General features: G+C 36.5%; 17 protein-coding genes. 2 read left to right on the top strand and 15 right to left on the bottom strand.

Translation table 11 applies throughout. The annotated features are described in order from the left end of the window. Positions 1-144 precede the first annotated feature (144 nt). Positions 145-1,299 carry an MFS transporter gene (locus tag ACK1U5_RS25885; RefSeq protein ID WP_069605039.1) on the top strand — a complete coding sequence of 385 codons (1,155 nt, stop codon included), beginning with the start codon at positions 145-147 and terminating at the stop codon, positions 1,297-1,299. Between the two features lie 16 nt (positions 1,300-1,315). On the opposite strand, the gene ACK1U5_RS25880 is transcribed toward ACK1U5_RS25885, so the two are convergent. From ACK1U5_RS25880 to ACK1U5_RS25825, 12 genes are all read right to left on the bottom strand, one after another. Continuing rightward, positions 1,316-1,645, bottom strand: coding sequence for a hypothetical protein (locus tag ACK1U5_RS25880; RefSeq protein WP_000964465.1), 330 nt, complete (start codon positions 1,643-1,645; stop codon positions 1,316-1,318). 21 nt (positions 1,646-1,666) lie between these two features. Continuing rightward, complete coding sequence (locus tag ACK1U5_RS25875; protein ID WP_000658666.1) at positions 1,667-2,008, bottom strand: hypothetical protein; 342 nt, start codon at positions 2,006-2,008, stop codon at positions 1,667-1,669. Positions 2,009-2,326: 318 nt separating this feature from the next. Then, positions 2,327-4,726 carry a M6 family metalloprotease immune inhibitor InhA2 gene (gene inhA2, locus ACK1U5_RS25870; protein ID WP_001252961.1) on the bottom strand — a complete coding sequence of 800 codons (2,400 nt, stop codon included), beginning with the start codon at positions 4,724-4,726 and terminating at the stop codon, positions 2,327-2,329. 384 nt (positions 4,727-5,110) lie between these two features. Then, positions 5,111-5,758 carry a fructose-6-phosphate aldolase gene (gene fsa, locus ACK1U5_RS25865; protein WP_000667698.1) on the bottom strand — a complete coding sequence of 216 codons (648 nt, stop codon included), beginning with the start codon at positions 5,756-5,758 and terminating at the stop codon, positions 5,111-5,113. Positions 5,759-5,792: 34 nt separating this feature from the next. Further along, positions 5,793-6,719 carry a ribose ABC transporter substrate-binding protein RbsB gene (gene rbsB / locus ACK1U5_RS25860; RefSeq protein ID WP_000758974.1) on the bottom strand — a complete coding sequence of 309 codons (927 nt, stop codon included), beginning with the start codon at positions 6,717-6,719 and terminating at the stop codon, positions 5,793-5,795. Between the two features lie 14 nt (positions 6,720-6,733). After that, complete coding sequence (locus ACK1U5_RS25855) at positions 6,734-7,669, bottom strand: ABC transporter permease subunit (protein ID WP_000162129.1); 936 nt, start codon at positions 7,667-7,669, stop codon at positions 6,734-6,736. A 2-nt stretch (positions 7,670-7,671) separates the two neighbouring features. Next, positions 7,672-9,156 (bottom strand): ribose ABC transporter ATP-binding protein RbsA, encoded by a 1,485-nt coding sequence (rbsA, locus tag ACK1U5_RS25850; protein WP_002100767.1) that lies wholly within the window; start codon positions 9,154-9,156, stop codon positions 7,672-7,674. Positions 9,157-9,174: 18 nt separating this feature from the next. Further along, a complete protein-coding gene (rbsD, locus tag ACK1U5_RS25845) occupies positions 9,175-9,570 on the bottom strand; it encodes a D-ribose pyranase (protein WP_000716154.1) in 396 nt (131 codons plus the stop codon). Beyond that, entirely contained in the window at positions 9,567-10,463 is an 897-nt protein-coding gene (rbsK, locus tag ACK1U5_RS25840) for a ribokinase (RefSeq protein ID WP_001132861.1), read from the bottom strand. The genes rbsD and rbsK overlap by 4 nt, the downstream gene beginning before the upstream one ends. 13 nt (positions 10,464-10,476) lie before the next feature. Continuing rightward, the gene (gene rbsR / locus ACK1U5_RS25835) at positions 10,477-11,448 is read right to left on the bottom strand and encodes a ribose operon transcriptional repressor RbsR (RefSeq protein ID WP_000104056.1); all 972 of its coding nucleotides are present in this window, start codon (positions 11,446-11,448) and stop codon (positions 10,477-10,479) included. A gap of 137 nt (positions 11,449-11,585) precedes the next feature. Beyond that, complete coding sequence (locus ACK1U5_RS25830) at positions 11,586-13,199, bottom strand: MDR family MFS transporter (RefSeq protein WP_000437641.1); 1,614 nt, start codon at positions 13,197-13,199, stop codon at positions 11,586-11,588. Between the two features lie 19 nt (positions 13,200-13,218). Beyond that, entirely contained in the window at positions 13,219-13,677 is a 459-nt protein-coding gene (locus ACK1U5_RS25825) for a MarR family winged helix-turn-helix transcriptional regulator (protein WP_001132365.1), read from the bottom strand. 269 nt (positions 13,678-13,946) lie between these two features. Here ACK1U5_RS25825 and glpT point away from each other — a divergent pair, with 269 nt between their 5' ends. After that, positions 13,947-15,296: a glycerol-3-phosphate transporter gene (glpT, locus tag ACK1U5_RS25820; protein WP_000466384.1), complete on the top strand. Its 1,350-nt coding sequence runs from the start codon at positions 13,947-13,949 to the stop codon at positions 15,294-15,296. Positions 15,297-15,414: 118 nt separating this feature from the next. Here the strand turns inward: glpT and ACK1U5_RS25815 are convergent, their stop codons facing one another. The 3 genes from ACK1U5_RS25815 to ACK1U5_RS25805 form a co-directional block, all read right to left on the bottom strand. Beyond that, the gene (locus tag ACK1U5_RS25815; RefSeq protein WP_000834733.1) at positions 15,415-15,531 is read right to left on the bottom strand and encodes a DUF4027 family protein; all 117 of its coding nucleotides are present in this window, start codon (positions 15,529-15,531) and stop codon (positions 15,415-15,417) included. Between the two features lie 203 nt (positions 15,532-15,734). After that, entirely contained in the window at positions 15,735-16,157 is a 423-nt protein-coding gene (locus ACK1U5_RS25810) for a universal stress protein (protein ID WP_000277999.1), read from the bottom strand. Positions 16,158-16,222: 65 nt separating this feature from the next. Further along, positions 16,223-17,674, bottom strand: a complete 1,452-nt coding sequence (locus ACK1U5_RS25805) for a SulP family inorganic anion transporter (RefSeq protein ID WP_000487871.1) — start codon at positions 17,672-17,674, stop codon at positions 16,223-16,225. Positions 17,675-17,698: the final 24 nt, after the last annotated feature.

The following is a 17,698-nucleotide window of genomic DNA, read 5'->3' as shown; positions in this document are numbered from 1 at the left end:
AAAAACAATCGCATCTCTACTAATTTTTTACAAATAACGTTCAATATTTTGTCACTTTGTACTTTTTTCCACATCTGTTAATTCAATTTCATTGCAGGTGAAATTAGCATTATGCCATAATAGCATAGGAGAGGTGAATATCGCTTGAAATATTTTATTTACTTTATCGTTATCGTGGCATTTTTAGATACATTTTCACAATTACCTATTATGAGTACTTTCGCTCAAAGCCTTGGAGGAACCCCTCTTATTATCGGGCTAGTTGTCGGTATGTACTCATTCGCTAATATGATCGGTAATATTATTGCTGGAGCAGCTGTCGATAAATTTGGTGCAAAAAAAACCCTTTATATAAGCATGGGAATTACGAGTTTCATAGTCTTGTTATACACCGTTGTTCAAAGTGGTGAACAACTATTAGTTGTTCGCTTTATGCATGGATTTAGTGATGGCTTTTTAATTCCTGCTGCCTTTACATTTTTATCAAAACAAACAACTGCAAAAAAACAAGGAAAAGCAATGGCTCTATCTGGTGCTGCTGTTGGAACAGCGGCAATCGTAGGACCTGCTTTCAGCGGTATTATGAAAGCAACAGCTGGCGTAGAATGGGTCTTCATTACTATTTCTATTTTAATGGCTCTTGGTACGATCGTATCTCTATTCTTCTTACCAAATAACGTATCAAGAAAAGATACATCAAGAACGCAAATGATGAACAAAGAAGATATGGTTGAACTTTTAAAATCAGAACCGTTATTACAAGCATATATTGGTGCTTTCACATTAATGTTTTCACAAGGAATTGTCACTTATATGTTACCAGTAAAAGTTGAGGCATTGGCGCTTAAAGCATCCACAACAGGCATGATGTTAAGTGTATTTGGTATAACTGCTATCCTCTTCTTCTTGCTTCCAACAAATCGTATTTACGATCGATTTAATCGTTCGAAACTAATGCTAATCGGAATTGCAGTTATGGCATTCGCATTATCTTTACTCGGATTATTTGCTACAAAAGGTATGCTCTTTATCGTAATGATGATTTATGGAATTGGATTCGCAATCCTCTTCCCGTCTATTAACGCTTTACTCGTTGAAAATACTACAGACGATAATCGTGGAAAGGCATTCGGATTATTTTATGCCTTCTTCTCATTAGGAGTTGTTGCTGGCTCCTTTACAGTCGGTGCAATCGGAGCATCACCTAGCATCAGCTTCATTATCGGGACAGCATTTTTATTAACATTTGCTGGGATGATTTATGTAAGAAGCAAAGTAAAAAAGACAATGATGGGATAATCCATCGTTGTCTTTTTTAAAATGCATATTGATATAATCCGTAATATAATGGAAGCGTTGGAATAATGCCAATTAATTTAAATATAAAAGGTAACGGCTCATCTCGCTCTTCATATAAACGAAAAACAAAAACTGCAGTTAAAGTCCAAATGACGCTAAACAAGAAGATACATTTCCAAACAATTGAGGTTAATATTTGTATATCAAATACAAAACCAAAGAGCCCTATCCACGTAATAATAGAAACTACAAAGTCAAACTTTTGAATTGGTGTTTGAAACATGCCCCTTACTAACGAAATAATAGCTAACATTGCTACAATAACTAAATATATTTTCCAAAGCATTATGATAATCTCCTATTCAATTCAACTTTTAACTTTCAATAAGCCGTATTTAATAAACAATATAGCATTATATTTTTCATAGAAATAATACAATGGATAACAAAATAAGAAGAAAATAAGTACAGTTGGTACATCATCTATAATAGAAAAATATTTTACTAGTAATTCCTTAATACTCTCTCCAATTATAATAAACAGTGGAATGATACAAATTGCTGCTAATATTAAGCACGGTGTGATTCTCATTTCTTTTAACTTCACCTTGCAGTGTGGACATCTGAATGAAAAAGGATGCGGGAGATCAATAATATGTTGCGCAGTAATCTCTCCTTCACACTGTGGACATTCAATTATTTCTTTCATTTAACTCAACTCCTTTCTATCTACAAAAAGAGCACTATCCAATAGCGCTCTTTTACTGCCGAATATATTACTTTTGTGTGTAACCAAGTAACAATGTAAATAAATTAAACTGTAAAGGCAATACTACATTTCTTCTTTTACAAAAAAGGTGTATAAATACCGACGATACTTCGACAATTTCCTCGGAAATATTTCCTTTCCCCACATAATTTGATACACTACACATGAATAAAAACTTGTATTACATAAGCTAAAATAATAACTTACTGTACAAATTAAAAAGCACACTCTTCATATGAAGAATGTGCTTTTATGTTATTAGCGTTTAATCCAAACAGCGCCTGCCGATTTATCTTCTGCCTGTCCAACAACTTGGAATTTAAGTCCAAGGTTTGGAACTTTTCTTCCTGCGTCTGCAATTTGCTTGTTACTATATACTTTTGAATCATCAAAAGTTGTAACACCTTGTAATCCAGAATAGTTAAACTGACCACGTGTTAATGAATTTACACTCCATGCTGGTGTTTTATCAAATGAAAATGCAGCATCTGCAATTTGCATGCCCGTATTACCGTATGCTGGTTTCCCGTTTAAATTACCAACTAGCGCTTCTGGATGAGAGTCAACAACACCAAGGAATCCTTCACCTGGATGCATCCCAACCCAGTTATCTTTAAAGCTATCATCTGCATACCAAACGACAAGACCTGTATTGTACACTGGACCTTTTCCTGCTTTTAATCCATTATCTGATCCCGCATAGTTTCTCCATTCTAAGTAGTAATAATGAGCTTTCTTCTCTGTCCCATCAGAAACAACAAAACCATTTAAATTCATTTTAGAATTTCCTTCTGCATCATCAGAAAATACAACTTGTCCATCAACAGTTACATTTACATTATCCATCGCAAAACCTTTATATGTTACAGCCGGATCTGTAATATAGTCGAATTGTAGTTTCACTTTTTTGCCTTTAAATTGACTTAAATCATATGATTTATCAATCCATTTCCCATCTGTTGTATCTTTATCTCCTTGGACTACTTTTTCTCCAAGTCTATCAATTAACGTCTTCGTTCCATCTTCTGTTACTGCATGTACTTCGACGAAATCGCACTCTGCTTCTAACTCATAATTTGCTTTATAATCGAATTTTGCATTTGTTCCCTTTGTTAAATCAAAGAATGGTGTCTCTAACGTTGTATGCATATCATCGCCTCTTGTACTATAATATGCATGCTTTCCAAACTCCGGTTTAATCGTTTCAACACTTTTACCTGGTAAGTTAACACGTACAACGCCTGGACGATTTGATTTCGTAACACTTTGATCAATATAGGTAGGAACTCCCACACCACTCTTAATTTTATCGTAATCTACTTCTAATATTTTTGCCCAGTTGCCACCCATATTCTTTTGTAAGAAGTCTTTATTTTGTGGTGAAAAACTAGTCGGCTCTGTTCCTGCGATTTTCCCTGTCCAACTACCTCCACTCATTAATGACCAAGCTTCGACTGGTGAACCATTTCCAGTATATTTCGTGTCATATTCATCTGGTAATCCAAGATCATGTCCAAATTCATGTGCAAACACACCTACAGCTCCATCTTCTGGTTCAATTGTGTAATCATGTGCTGCTACTTTACCACCAAAGTAATCTACCTTTGATTTCGTACCTTCAATCGCTACTGGATCTACTGCTAATTTTGAACGATGTGACCAGATCGCATCATCACCTAATTTACCGCCACCAGCTTCTTGACCAACACCAGCATGGATTACCATTAAATGATCAATTACACCGTCAGGTTCATTTTGATTCCCGTCCCCGTTTGTATCATATCTATCAAATTGATCAAACTGGGATAAATCTAGTCCTTTCTCAGCAGCTGCATGCAAAGCTTCTTTCACTAAATCACGTGCACCTTTCGGACCTTTATTATCGTGCCCACTGCTACCATCAGCTCCATAATCAGATGCTTTTCCTGGAACAGTTAGCCACTCCGTTACATATCCATCTGTCGTATAACTACCACCAGACTGCTCTTCATAGTATTGTTTAAACGTTTTTACTTTTGAACCATCAAATAAAGTATACGGCTCATTACCGAACAACATCTTTTGATAATGTTCTCTACTAAAGTCTTTCGAATACATATAACCTGGTGTTTGATCAATATTATTATGTTTATAATCACTAAATTCAACGAGTAGCACTAATACTTTATCTGATCGAACAGATCCCTTATATGGAGCTTGCTTTGCTTTTGAAGTTGGAACTTGCCCATTCAATTGATTTTTATTTGGTTCTGGCTTTTGCTCAAGGCTAACATTTTTTTCAGCCTTTTTTACATTTTCCTTTTCTTCCATCTTTTTCTCTTTTACTTTTTTTGTGAAATCAGACGTTTCTTGTGAGTGAGCATCTGGAAGAATTTCTTTATTCGCCTGATCTCCTTGTTTCTTTTCAATATATTGCTCAACAGCTTTTTTCGTCTCTTCTTTAGAAGATGATGGATTAATTGTTCCTCTTTCTTTCAGTGCTTCCGCTAAACGATCTTCTTGAATTAAATTGTAATCAATTGGTGTTGTAGATACATTATCTTTCTTTTTTGCTGCCGTTTCTGCATATGCTAACGGAGCACTCATTACAGATGTACATCCGATAATTGCCGCAATTGCTAATGATGACAACACTTTAAATGGTGCTTTTCTCCTCATTCCATTTCTCCCCTTTTATAAAACTTAAAATTCAGATAAATCGGTGCGTTTTTGTCGAAATCTCTGTTTACTACCCTCCCTATATAAAAAGACATAATTCTATAAACATTAAGCTTTTTGTTATAGAATCATGCCCTCCAGTTTTCTGGTCAGACCCTCTATCTTTTTATCCCTTGGTTCAATTAATAATCAGTGGGGGGATGAACAAAGCCCCCACTGATTAAAGTTTCACTTTATGTCGAAATATGAAAAATAAAGAGTTATGTGATATATATTAAATATCTTATATAACAAATTTAAAAGACAATATGCAAAATTGCATGAAAATTCTTTTAAATAAAAAAAAGAATCCTAGTCAATTAAACTAGGATTCTTGCTTTTCTATTATTTCTCTTGTGTTTTTTCCCAATCAGCTAAGAATTTCTCAATTCCTTGATCTGTTAATGGGTGCTTCACTAATGAAGCAATTACGTTTGCTGGGATTGTTGCAATATGTGCACCGTTTAATGCTGCGTCAGTTACGTGAACACTGTGACGTACAGATGCTGCAATGATTTCTGTTTCGATGCCATGAATTGCAAAGATTTCTGCGATTTGACGAATTAAGTCCATACCGTTATGACCGATATCGTCTAAGCGACCTAAGAATGGTGAAACGTATGTTGCACCAGCACGAGCTGCAAGTAATGCTTGAACTGCTGAGAACACTAATGTAACGTTTGTACGAATTCCTAAATCAGAGAACGCTTTTACTGCTTTTAAACCTTCTGTTGTCATTGGAACTTTTACTACAACGTTTGGAGCAATCTTCGCTAGTTCTTTTCCTTCTTCAATCATCTTATCAGCTTCTAAGCTAATTACTTCTGCACTTACAGGTCCTTCTACAACGTTGCAAATTTCACGAATGCGTTCGTGGAAGTCTACGCCTTCTTTTGCTACAAGTGATGGATTTGTTGTTACTCCAGCTAATACACCTAATTCATTTGCCTCTTTAATTTCGTTAACGTTTGCTGTATCAATAAAGAATTTCATTTGTTGTTCTTCCTTCCTAATTTTCATTTTATATTTATTTATTTTTCTTAATAAGCTCTAATTCAATCGGAATAGATTTGTCCACTTTTTTACCTTGTGTTATCTCTTTTGCTGTTTGCATCGCCTTCTCCCCGATTAATTCCGGTTTTTGAGCAACTGTTGCAGCCATACGCCCATCGTTAACCGCTTTCACTGCATCGTCTGTTGCATCAAATCCAACAACGACTACATCTGTTTTTCCAGCAGACTTCAATGCTTCAAGTGCACCTAATGCCATCTCATCGTTATGCGCAAACACGGCTTTAATATCACCATTTGCTTGCAAAATGTTTTCCATAACAGATAATCCTTTCGCTCTATCAAAATCAGCTGCTTGTTTTGCAACTACTTTTAAAGACTTATCGGCTACGTTATGGAATCCTTTCCCACGTTCACGAGCAGCGGAAGATCCAGGGATTCCTTCTAACTCAGCAACGTTTGCTCCTTCGCCAACTAATTCACGAATGTAATCACTAGCCATTTGACCACCTTCGATATTGTTAGAAGCAATGTGAGAAACAACCTTACCTGAATTCGCAACGCGGTCTACTGTAATAACAGGAACATTTGCTGCATTTGCCGCACTTACTGCTGAAGCAACAGCATCTGAATCGGTCGGATTAATAACAACTACATCGACACCCTTTTGAATTAAATCTTCAACATCGTTCGTTTGCTTTGCTGCATCATTTTGTGCATCAACAGCAATTAATTCAATGCCACTATCTTTCGCTTTCTTTTCTGCACCCTTTTTCAAAGTTACAAAAAAGGGATTATTTAAAGTTGAAACAGAGAATCCAACTTTAATAGTTTTATTTCGACCTTTATCGCTAGAATCCTTTGCCCATTCTGGCGGTTCCATTGAACAACCAGCAGTAATGACCATAATACATGCAACGAGTATAAGTAACCATTTCTTCATGAACTGTCCCTCCATTACGCTTCTTTTCTGCGATCAATTAATACAGCTAGTAAGATTACAAGTCCTTTTACAACTTGTTGGAAGAAAGAAGATACACCTAATAAATTTAAACCGTTATTTAATACACCGATAATAAGTACACCGATGAATGTACCAACAATCCATCCTCTTCCCCCAGAAAGACTTGTTCCACCTAATACAACTGCTGCAATTGCATCTAATTCATAAGAAGTACCTGCAGTCGGCTGTGCAGAATCTAATCGTGATGTTAAGACAATACCTGCAAGCGCTGCCAAAATTCCGGAAAGACCGTAAATCATTACTTTAATTCTCGTAACATTAATACCTGATAGTGCTGCTGCTTCTTCATTTCCACCAATTGCAAATGTACGGCGACCAAATGTCGTTTTCTTCAAAATAAAGTACAGTACTGCGAAAGCGATCATCATTGTAACAGCTGGTACCGGAATACCAAGAAAATAACCGCGGCCAAACATTTGGAACATTAAATGATCACCAAGACCAGTGATCGGACGTCCGTCCATATAAACAAGCGTCAACCCACGAAAAATAGTCATTGTTGCCAAAGTTGCAATAAATGGAGCTACTTTTCCTTTCGCAATGATGATACCGTTTACAATTCCCATTACAAGACCTGCTAATAATCCAACTGCCATTGCAAGGAACGGATCCATGCCACTTGCCATCATTCCAGCAACAAGTGCACTTGATAATGCTAAAATAGAACCTACCGATAAGTCAATACCCCCTGTTAAAATTACGAAGGTCATTCCGAATGCAATAAGCGCATTAATCGATACTTGACGCAGTATATTAAATAAATTTGGAATTTCAATAAACGCTGGATTTAAAGCTGTAATTACGACGATAATTAATACTAAACCGATTAAAGAACCGAGTTGTTGTAATACATTCCCCTTCTTAGTCATCCTTACTCTCCCCCTGTAGCTAGTGCCATAATAGACTCTTGTGATGCCTCATCTTTCCCTAAAATTCCGCCTACTTTTCCTTCATGAATAACAAGAACACGATCACTCATCCCTAAAACTTCTGGAAGCTCAGATGATACCATAATAACGGCATCTCCTTGCTCCGTAAGCTTATTCATAATAGAGTAAATTTCTTTTTTCGCTCCAACATCAACACCCCTTGTTGGTTCATCTAAAATGAGTAACTGCGGATGAATGCCTAGCCATTTTGCGATTACAACCTTTTGCTGATTTCCACCAGAAAGAGATTTCACTGCCTGCTCTCCGCTAGATGCTTTCACATTAAGAAGTTTCATCATATCCGCCGTAAACTGTTGTTCTAGCTCGTTGCTTAGAACACTTCCCTTTGAAAGACTTTCTAAATTTGGTAAAGCTAAATTTTCTCGAATTGAAAAATCTAACACTAATCCTTCAGACTTTCTATCTTCTGTAATGAAAGCAATTCTTTGTCTAATTGCATCTATTGGACTATCAATCTTTACTTCTTGTCCATTTATAAAAATTTGTCCAGAGTCTAAAGGTTCATAACCAAATATCGCTTTCATAATATCAGTGCGACCAGCCCCCATCAAACCAGCTACACCAAGGATTTCACCTTTCCTCACTTGAAACGAAACATTTTCAAATTTCCCTTTCTTCGTTCCGTTACGCATTTCAAAAATGACATCACCAATTTGACTATTTCGCTCTGGGTAACGTTCACCAATGCTGCGCCCCACCATCATACTCACTACTTCATCAAATGATGTTTCTGGAATTAATCTCTTTCCGACGAATTCTCCATCACGCAAAATCGTAATAGCATCACATATTGAGAAAATCTCTTCCATACGATGCGAAATGTACACGAATGAAACACCTTCTTTACGTAACTTATTGATTACTGTAAAGAGCGTTTCGATTTCACGATCCGTCAGTGCCGCAGTAGGTTCATCCATAATAATAACGCTCGCGTTTGTCATTAATGCTTTCGCAATTTCGATAATTTGCTGTTGTCCAACCGATAATTCCTCTGCTAACATAGCGCCTCTTACATGCAACCCTAACTCCGCTAGTTGCTGCTGCGCAATCGCATTCATTTGTCGAGTGCGTAAAATACCTGTTTTCCCATACATTAACTCTTTACCGAGAAACATATTTTCAGCTACTGTTAAATTCGGCAATATGTTTAGTTCTTGATGTATAAATGCGATGCCGTACTCTTCAGCTTCTTTCGCATTTTTAAAGGTGCGCTCTTGCCCATCAATTGTGATTGTCCCACCATCTTTTTTGTATACACCTGTTAAAATCTTCATGAGCGTTGATTTACCCGCTCCATTTTCCCCCATCAATGCATGGACTTCTCCTGTTTCAATCATAAACTGTGCATTCTTCAAAACAGGATTTCCATTGAACGCCTTTGAAATGTTTTTCATTTCAATATGCATTCCCATCACTTCCCTTTATTAAAAAATCACGCCCGCATGTAAAATTACATTTGCATAAGGCGTAGCCTCGCCTGTACGAATAATCGCCTTCGCTTTCTTTGTATGCTCTTTAAATTGCTCATGAGATACATACTCAAATGCTGGCTCTATTAATTTCTGCTCTATTTCTTTATTTACTTCCGCATTATTTATAATGACTTCTTCTGCTAACGTCACTTTTTCGATTGCCATATCATCAGCTACCACTTGCAATACATCTAAAAAGCTAGGTTTTCCAATTTCAACAGCTAAATCAATTCTTTTTACTCCGTCAGGAATTGGTAAACCGCAATCAGCAATTACAATCGTATCCGTATGCCCAAGTAAAGCAAGGATTGATGCAATCTCACTGTTTAATACGCCGTGCTTCTTCATCCAACAATCACCTGCACTTCACGTACTTTATCTCTCGTTGGCATGCCGCCTTGCGCCCCAAGTTTCGTTACAGAAAGACCACCGGCAATATTCGCGAAACGAATTGCTTTTTGAAGTGTCTCTCCTTCAGAAAGTGCAACTGCTAACGCACCATTAAATGTATCACCAGCTCCAGTTGTATCCACTACATCAACAGCAATGCTAGGAACATGCACAATCTCCGTACCATTATGGAAACGAACACCGTTAGAACCTTCTGTCATCAATAATTTATTTGGATACTTCGCCAATAAATCTTCAATTGGTGAGATGAAATCATCTAATACGATGCGGCACTCATGTTCATTTGGCGTAATATAAGTTGCCTTTTCTAAAATGTCTTCTGATAAAACTTGTGCTGGCGCTGGATTTAACATAACAGGAATATTATGTTCCTCACAAATAGCCAATACATATTTTACTGTTTCAAGTGGAATTTCTAGTTGAAGAACAACCATATCCGCTTTTACAAGAAGATCTTTGGAGCGATCTACAACTGACTTATTTACAAGAGCATTTGCCCCTTGTACGACAACAATACTGTTATCTTCTTCTGCTAAAACGATATGAGCAATTCCTGTCGTTCTATCTGTAACCGGTACCACATAATCGATAAAAATGCGTTCGTTCTCTAGATTTTTTCTAACTACTGTTCCATAATCATCATTTCCTACCGCTCCAACCATTGCTACATTTGCTCCTAATCTAGCTGCAGCAACTGCTTGGTTTGCTCCTTTCCCTCCTGGAATTGTATGAAACGCTTCACCAATTACTGTTTCTCCTGCTTTCGGCCGTTTTTTTGAAACAGCCACTAAGTCCATTGAAATGCTCCCTACTACTGCAATATTTGGCATCTGTTTCATCTCCTTACTTCGTTGTATTTCGTTCTATAATTTCAATCGGCAAACGATAATGTTTCTCTTCTAATGTATTTCCTTCCATTTGCTCTAACAACAACTCTGTTGCAATTTTCCCCATTTCATATATCGGTTGTGCAACTGTTGTAATAGATGGATACATCATTTCCGTTAAAGAAATGCCATCAAATCCGATAATTTGTAAATCATTTGGAATGACAATCCCCTTTTGAAGTGCAGCCTTTACAATACCGATCGCAATTAAATCATTCCCAGCAACAATACCATCAATATGCGGGTATTCTTCTAATAATTCCATCGCTACAAGCTCACTATTTGCTGGATCAAACGTACTCTCTGCAATCATATACGAAAGATTATTTTGCGTAATAACGTCTACAAAACCTTCAAAGCGTTCATTTGCAGTACTCACATCACGTGGACCGCGAATATGTGCAATATGTTTACATCCTTTATCTAGTAACAACTTTGTCGCAGCCTGACTTCCTGCATAGTTATCTGCATATACAGTAGGAATACGCTCATTAAACATACGGTCAATCGCAACAACTGGAACAGATACATTCATGTAATTAACACTATTTTGTGGATTCGTTGCTACAATAAATCCATCTACATTATTTTGTCTAAGCACATCAATATATTGTTTCTCTTTTTCTAAACTTTCATCAGAGTTACAAAGGACAACTGTGTAACCTTGTTTATGTGCTACATCTTCTACGGCACGTGCAACTTCCGGAAAGAATGGATTCACGATATTTGGAACAACTAAGCCAATTAAACGAGACTTTTTATTATACAGTGAACGCGCTACTGTACTAGGCTTATAATCTAACATCTCAATTGCACGTTCTACCTTTTTTAATGTATCTTCGTGAACATATCCATTTTTATTTAGAACTCTGGAAACGGTCGCAACAGATACTCCCGCTAATTTCGCAACGTCTTTGATCGTACTCATTCTCTTTTCTCCTCATTTCATGTAACCGTTTACATAAAATAATATAACGTATTTCTAAAAATACGTCAATCATTTCTCACTAAAAAGCTTTTAAGGTTATACTCAAAAAAGCACCGCCATAAGGCGATGCTTCTTCATTACGAGTATGATACAGTTTTTTCTTTTTCTTCTACAACAGGCTCTTTAGCATCTTTTTTACGATCTGATAATTTAATTTTTTGTAAGAAAATCGTAAAGATAGCACCTACTACGATAAATACTAATCCTGTTAAGAATACAGTATGAAGCGAGTCTACTAAAGAGTTTTTCAAAATAGGTACAATACTGTTAGCGAACGCTTCTGGCATTTGTTTTAATGCCTCTGGGCTAAATAGCATCGAATATAAACCTTGTGGATCTGTGTGAATCATATCTTTAAATTTCGTTACCATTTGTCCCGCTTCTTTCGGGAATGTATCTAATACAGGTACTAAATTCTTTGTTAATGTCGTACCTGAAGTGTTATTCATAATTGATCCTAAAATTGTAATACCAAATGTACCACCGATTTGTCGGAAGAACTGACTTGATGATGTTACAACACCAAGGTCTTTTTTCGGGAAGCTTTCTTGTAACGCTAATGTTAATGTCGGCATTACAAGACCCATTCCTAAACCGATAACCATCATATAAGAAGTAGCTGTAAGCTTCGTTGTGTGCATATCCATCGTTGTTAATAACCAGAAACCACCGGCCATAATAAGCATACCTGCGATAATTTGTGGTTTTACACCAACTTTTAATACAAGTTGCCCACCGATAATACTCATCACAATCATTGTAATCATCATTGGAGTCATAATTGTTCCTGATTCAGCAGCACTTACTCCTACAATACCTTGCATGAAGAATGGTACGAACATAATCGCGCCGAACATTCCAATACTCATAAAGAATCCAATCGCATTCAGTATTGTAAATGTGCGATTTTTAAAGAAATGCATTGGTAAAATTGGCTCTTCAGCTTTCGTTTCAACGATAACAAAGCTAACGATACCAATTACAGCTAGTGCAAATAAACCGATAATTTGCCAAGAATCCCATGCATAATCTTTTCCGCCAAACGTTAGCGCAAGTAATAAACTTACAACACCGAGAATCATCGTAAAGATTCCAGCGATATCAATTTTAATTGGTCCTGTTTGTTTATGCGATTTTAATCCCATTGCAATAAAGATTGTTGCTAAAATACCAACCGGTAAGTTAATGTAGAATACCCATCTCCAGTTCACTGCATCTACAATCCAACCACCAACTTGTGGTCCAATTACAGAAGCAAGGCCGTATAACGCACCAAAAATACCTTGCCATTTTGCACGTTCTTTCCCCGTGAACATATCTCCAATAATAATCATAGCCATTGGCATCATAATACCGCCACCAAGACCTTGAATACCACGGAAAATAATTAATTCTGTCATACCATTTGCCATACCACATAACGCCGAACCAATCATGAAAATAACTAGCCCTGTTATATATACGTTACGACGACCAAGTAAATCCGCTAATTTACCTGCAATTGGTACAACTGTCGTTGATGTTAACATATAAGCTGTTGTTAACCATGTCATTAAACTTAATCCACCTAGGTCACCGACGATACGTGGCATTGCTGTACCAACAATTGTTCCATCTAATGCAGCAAATAGCATCGCGATAATTAAACCGATTAACAACAACTTTCTATTTTGATTTTCTTGTTGCTCCATGTAATCTCCTCAATTCCTCTTAGTTATTCTCTTTTTTCTCTTGTGTCCCGCAAATAATGGTTTCTAACTTCTCAAAGAGACGTAATAAATCTTCTCTTTCTTGCAACTCTAAATGTGAAAAGTATTTTGCAATATGCTCGTTACGAGCTGTCATTGCCTCTTCTACTCTAGCTTTCCCCTTTTTTGTTAACTCGATGATGACAACGCGACGGTCATCTTTGTCGTGATAGCGTTCTACAAGTTCTTGATCGATTAGACGATCAATCATCACTGTAATCGCGCTAGGCTTCACATACATCTTTTTCGCTAATGTTGTCGCTCTTGAAGCCCCATAATGATCTAAAATCTTTAAAATATAAAACTGCGGTGGTGTAAGTCCTGTCGCTTGCATTTGTTCTAATAACTCCGTCTGCATTTTCTTTCCAATCGAAAAGGCAAGAGCTTGAATTTTATCGATATGCGTCATATCATTTGGCATGTTATCCACCTCTTATTTAAACAATAAAATATTTAATGTATTTAAATATTAATCCCACGAACAAAATCCGTCAATACTTTTATTCATAAAAACGTTTACATTTTTGTCACAAAGTTGTATAATTTTCGACGAAGTTAATATTGACAGTCACGGAGAAACGGAGTACACGGCTATGAATCATAAAAGAGGAAACTTTTTTATATTTCATGGCCTTTTTATGTTCTCTGTCTTAAAACGCTTCGAATTAATTAGGGGAGGATTTTCATTTTATGTTTTTCACACAATTATTTAAACCTGCGCCCCATGCGGAACGCTTACCAGCTGATCGCGTTGATAGCGAATACCGTAAATTACGTTTACAAGTATTCTTAGGTATCTTCATCGGTTATGCAGGTTACTACTTTGTTCGAAAAAACTTTTCACTAGCAATGCCATACTTAATCGAGCAAGGCTTTAGTAAAGGGGAACTTGGGGTTATCCTTTCAGCAGTTTCTATCGCTTACGGATTAAGTAAATTTCTTATGGGTATCGTATCCGATCGTTGTAATCCTCGCTACTTTTTAGCAGCTGGGCTATTTTTATCAGGTATCATTAATATTATTTTCGGCTCATTTTCTTTCATTACAACGAGCATTATACTTATGTTTGTACTTCAGTTTTTAAATGGATGGGTACAAGGTATGGGATGGCCTCCTTGTGGTCGTACGATGGTTCACTGGTTCTCTATTAGCGAACGTGGTACAAAAATGTCTATTTGGAACGTCGCTCATAATGTTGGCGGAGCGCTTATGCCTTCACTTGTAACATTAGGCTTATACTTCTTCGCAGATGACTGGAAAAGTATTTTTTACTTCCCAGGTATTCTTTCAATTTTAGTTGGTATTTATGTATTAATTACGATGAAAGATACGCCTCAATCTTGTGGGTTACCTTCTATTGAAGAACATACTGGGGAATATCCACCAGATGAAAAAGTAAAAGATCGCGAACGCGAGCTTTCAGTAAAGGAAATTTTATTTAAATACGTATTAAACAATAAGTTTTTATGGTACATCGCTATTGCGAACGTTTTCGTATATTTCGTACGTTACGGAGTTGTAGACTGGGCTCCTACTTATTTAGTAGAAGAAAAAAGCTTTACTCATAGTAGCTCACGTACTGCTTACGCTCTATATGAATGGGCTGGTATTCCAGGTACACTTCTTTGCGGATGGATGAGTGATAAACTATTTAAAGGACGTCGTGCACCTGCTGGTATTTTATTTATGGTCGGTGTATTTATCGCAGTTCTTGTTTACTGGTTAAACCCTCCTGGTAATCCAATGGTTGATAGTATCGCACTTGTCGCAATTGGATTTTTAATTTACGGACCGGTTATGTTAATTGGTCTACACGCTCTAGATTTAGCACCAAAGAAAGCTGCTGGAACTGCAGCAGGCTTAACTGGATTCTTCGGTTACTTAGGCGGAGCCGCTTTCGCTAGTGCAGCTATGGGCTTTATCGTGGATGCATTCGGATGGGATGGCGGATTCATCTTATTACTTGCATCTTGTGTACTTGCAATGTTCTTCCTTGCTCTTACTTTAAATACAGGGTCAGTAAAACAAAAGCAAGCTTAAATAATATATAACAAGCATAAAAATAGCTCTTAGCATTTACATACATGCTAAGAGCTATTTTTTATTTTCATTGCTGTTCCTACTAATGATAACAACCAATTCCTTCCCTACTATAAGATTAAAAGATTTGATGAAACACCTTTATTAAAACAGCTAACGTAACAGATGCAGCAAATCCCCCTAAACAAATAAGACTGACACCTTGGCTATATGACAAATTTTGAAATGATTTCATTGCTTCCATCCTCCCTATCTCCCCTTTGATACTTTTATTTTACCAATGGGAAAAATTTCATAACATCGATTTCTCTAACAACTAACTTACAAATTTGTAAGTTAACATCTTTTCAACTTATATATCTAGTATTTCCACAAATAAGAGTCATTTATACATAAAAAAAGACCTCAGTTATACTAAGGTCTTCGTTACATTCTATTTCATTTTACAATCATCACTGGACATTTCACACGCTTTGCTATTTTATGACTTACACTTCCCAGCACCATTTCTTGCAGTGTATTGAGCCCTCTACTTCCAGCAATGACAAGATCTATATCTCCTGTATTTACATATTGAACAATTGTATCTCCAGGATCACCATGTAATATCGTAATTGTATAAGAAATGTTCTCTTTCTTTAATAAACCTTCAATCTCTTTTAATTTATCTTTTCGACTAGCCGATATTGTTTCTAAATCTGTTTGACCTTGTATAATATCTGATTTTGCCGTTCTATTATCTACTACGTACACAACTTCAACATTTGTTTCTTCGCTACATTTCGCAATATAGGTTGCATGCTCCGCTGCTCGAAGTGCATGTTCAGAACCGTCACATGCTAATATAATTTGTTTGTACATATGCTGAATCCCCTTTTCGTTATCCTATTCGTATTATATAATAAAGCCCCCTAAAAAGGAGGCTTTTAACTAGCAATTCTTTTATTATAAGTAGCTAAATTTGCAACAAGTTTTGAACTACGTTCATTTAATCCTGTTATAGTTACTTTCACACCACTTTGTTCATACTTCATGATAACTTTATCAATTGATGCCACTGCCGAATCATCCCATACGTGCGCATGAGTAAAGTTCATTTCGATTTCTTTTACATCTTCATTAAATGAAAAATTATTTATAAAGTCGGCTGTAGATGCAAAAAAAAGTTGACCGTGAATTTCGTATATTTTCTTATTTTCAATATATAAATGTTTCACGTGAATCTTTGCCATATTGAATGCAAATAAAACCGCACTAATTACTGTTCCGATAATTACACCTAATGCTAAATTATGTGTAATTAGGACAATCACAACTGTTACGATCATAACAAATGCGTTTCCTTTTGGTACTTTATGAATTGTTGTTACAGAGTTCCAATCAAACGTTCCGATTGAAACCATAATCATAACTGCAACTAAAGCTGCCATCGGAATATGAACGACATAATCTCCTAAAACAAATAGTAATACGATTAAAAATCCGCCCGCTACAAATGTTGATAGGCGACCTCGTCCACCTGATTTAATATTAATAACAGATTGACCGATCATTGCACAACCTGCCATTCCTCCGAAGAAACCAGCAACAATGTTTGCGATCCCTTGACCGCGTGCCTCTTTATGCTTATTACTTTCCGTATGCGTCATATCATCTAAAACTGAAGCTGTTAATAATGATTCTAGTAAACCGATAATTGCAAGCATAACTGCATACGGTAAAATAATCCCTAATGTCTCAACTGTAAAAGGCACGTCAGGAATGCTAAAGAATGGTAATTCTTTCGGCAAGCTTCCCATATCCCCTACTGTTTTCAACTGTAATCCGCTCATAAGTGCAATACTCGTCACAATAATAATGGAAATCAGTGTAGACGGGACAGCCGTCGTAACACGTGGAAATACATATATAATTACAAGACCTAATGCGACAAGTGCATACATTTTCCAATTTGCATTTTTAAAATGCGGTAATTGCGCTGTAAAAACTAAAATTCCAAGGGCATTTAAAAAACCACTCATAACTGACTTAGGGACAAACTTCATAAATGAACTCAGTTTGAACACGCCAAAAATAATTTGGACAATACCTGTTAATATTGTTGTAGCAAATAAATATTGCAAACCATGATCTTTAACGAGCGTCACCATTAATAATGCCATTGCACCTGTTGCAGCTGAAATCATCCCAGTTCTTCCGCCAACAAATGAAATGGTAACTGCAATACAAAAGGCTGCGTATAGTCCAACGGTCGGATCCACACCAGCGATAACAGAGAAGGCTATCGCTTCAGGAATTAATGCTAAAGCAACGACAATTCCTGATAACACGTCCCCTCTCAAATTAGAAAACCAATCATTTTTTATCGTTTGAAACAAAATACCACTCCTCTACTCCTTTAT

Source organism: Bacillus sp. XB1, from assembly GCF_053557995.1.
The sequence above is the reverse complement of the archived record's forward strand: the minus strand, read 5'-3'. Positions and strand labels throughout refer to the sequence as shown.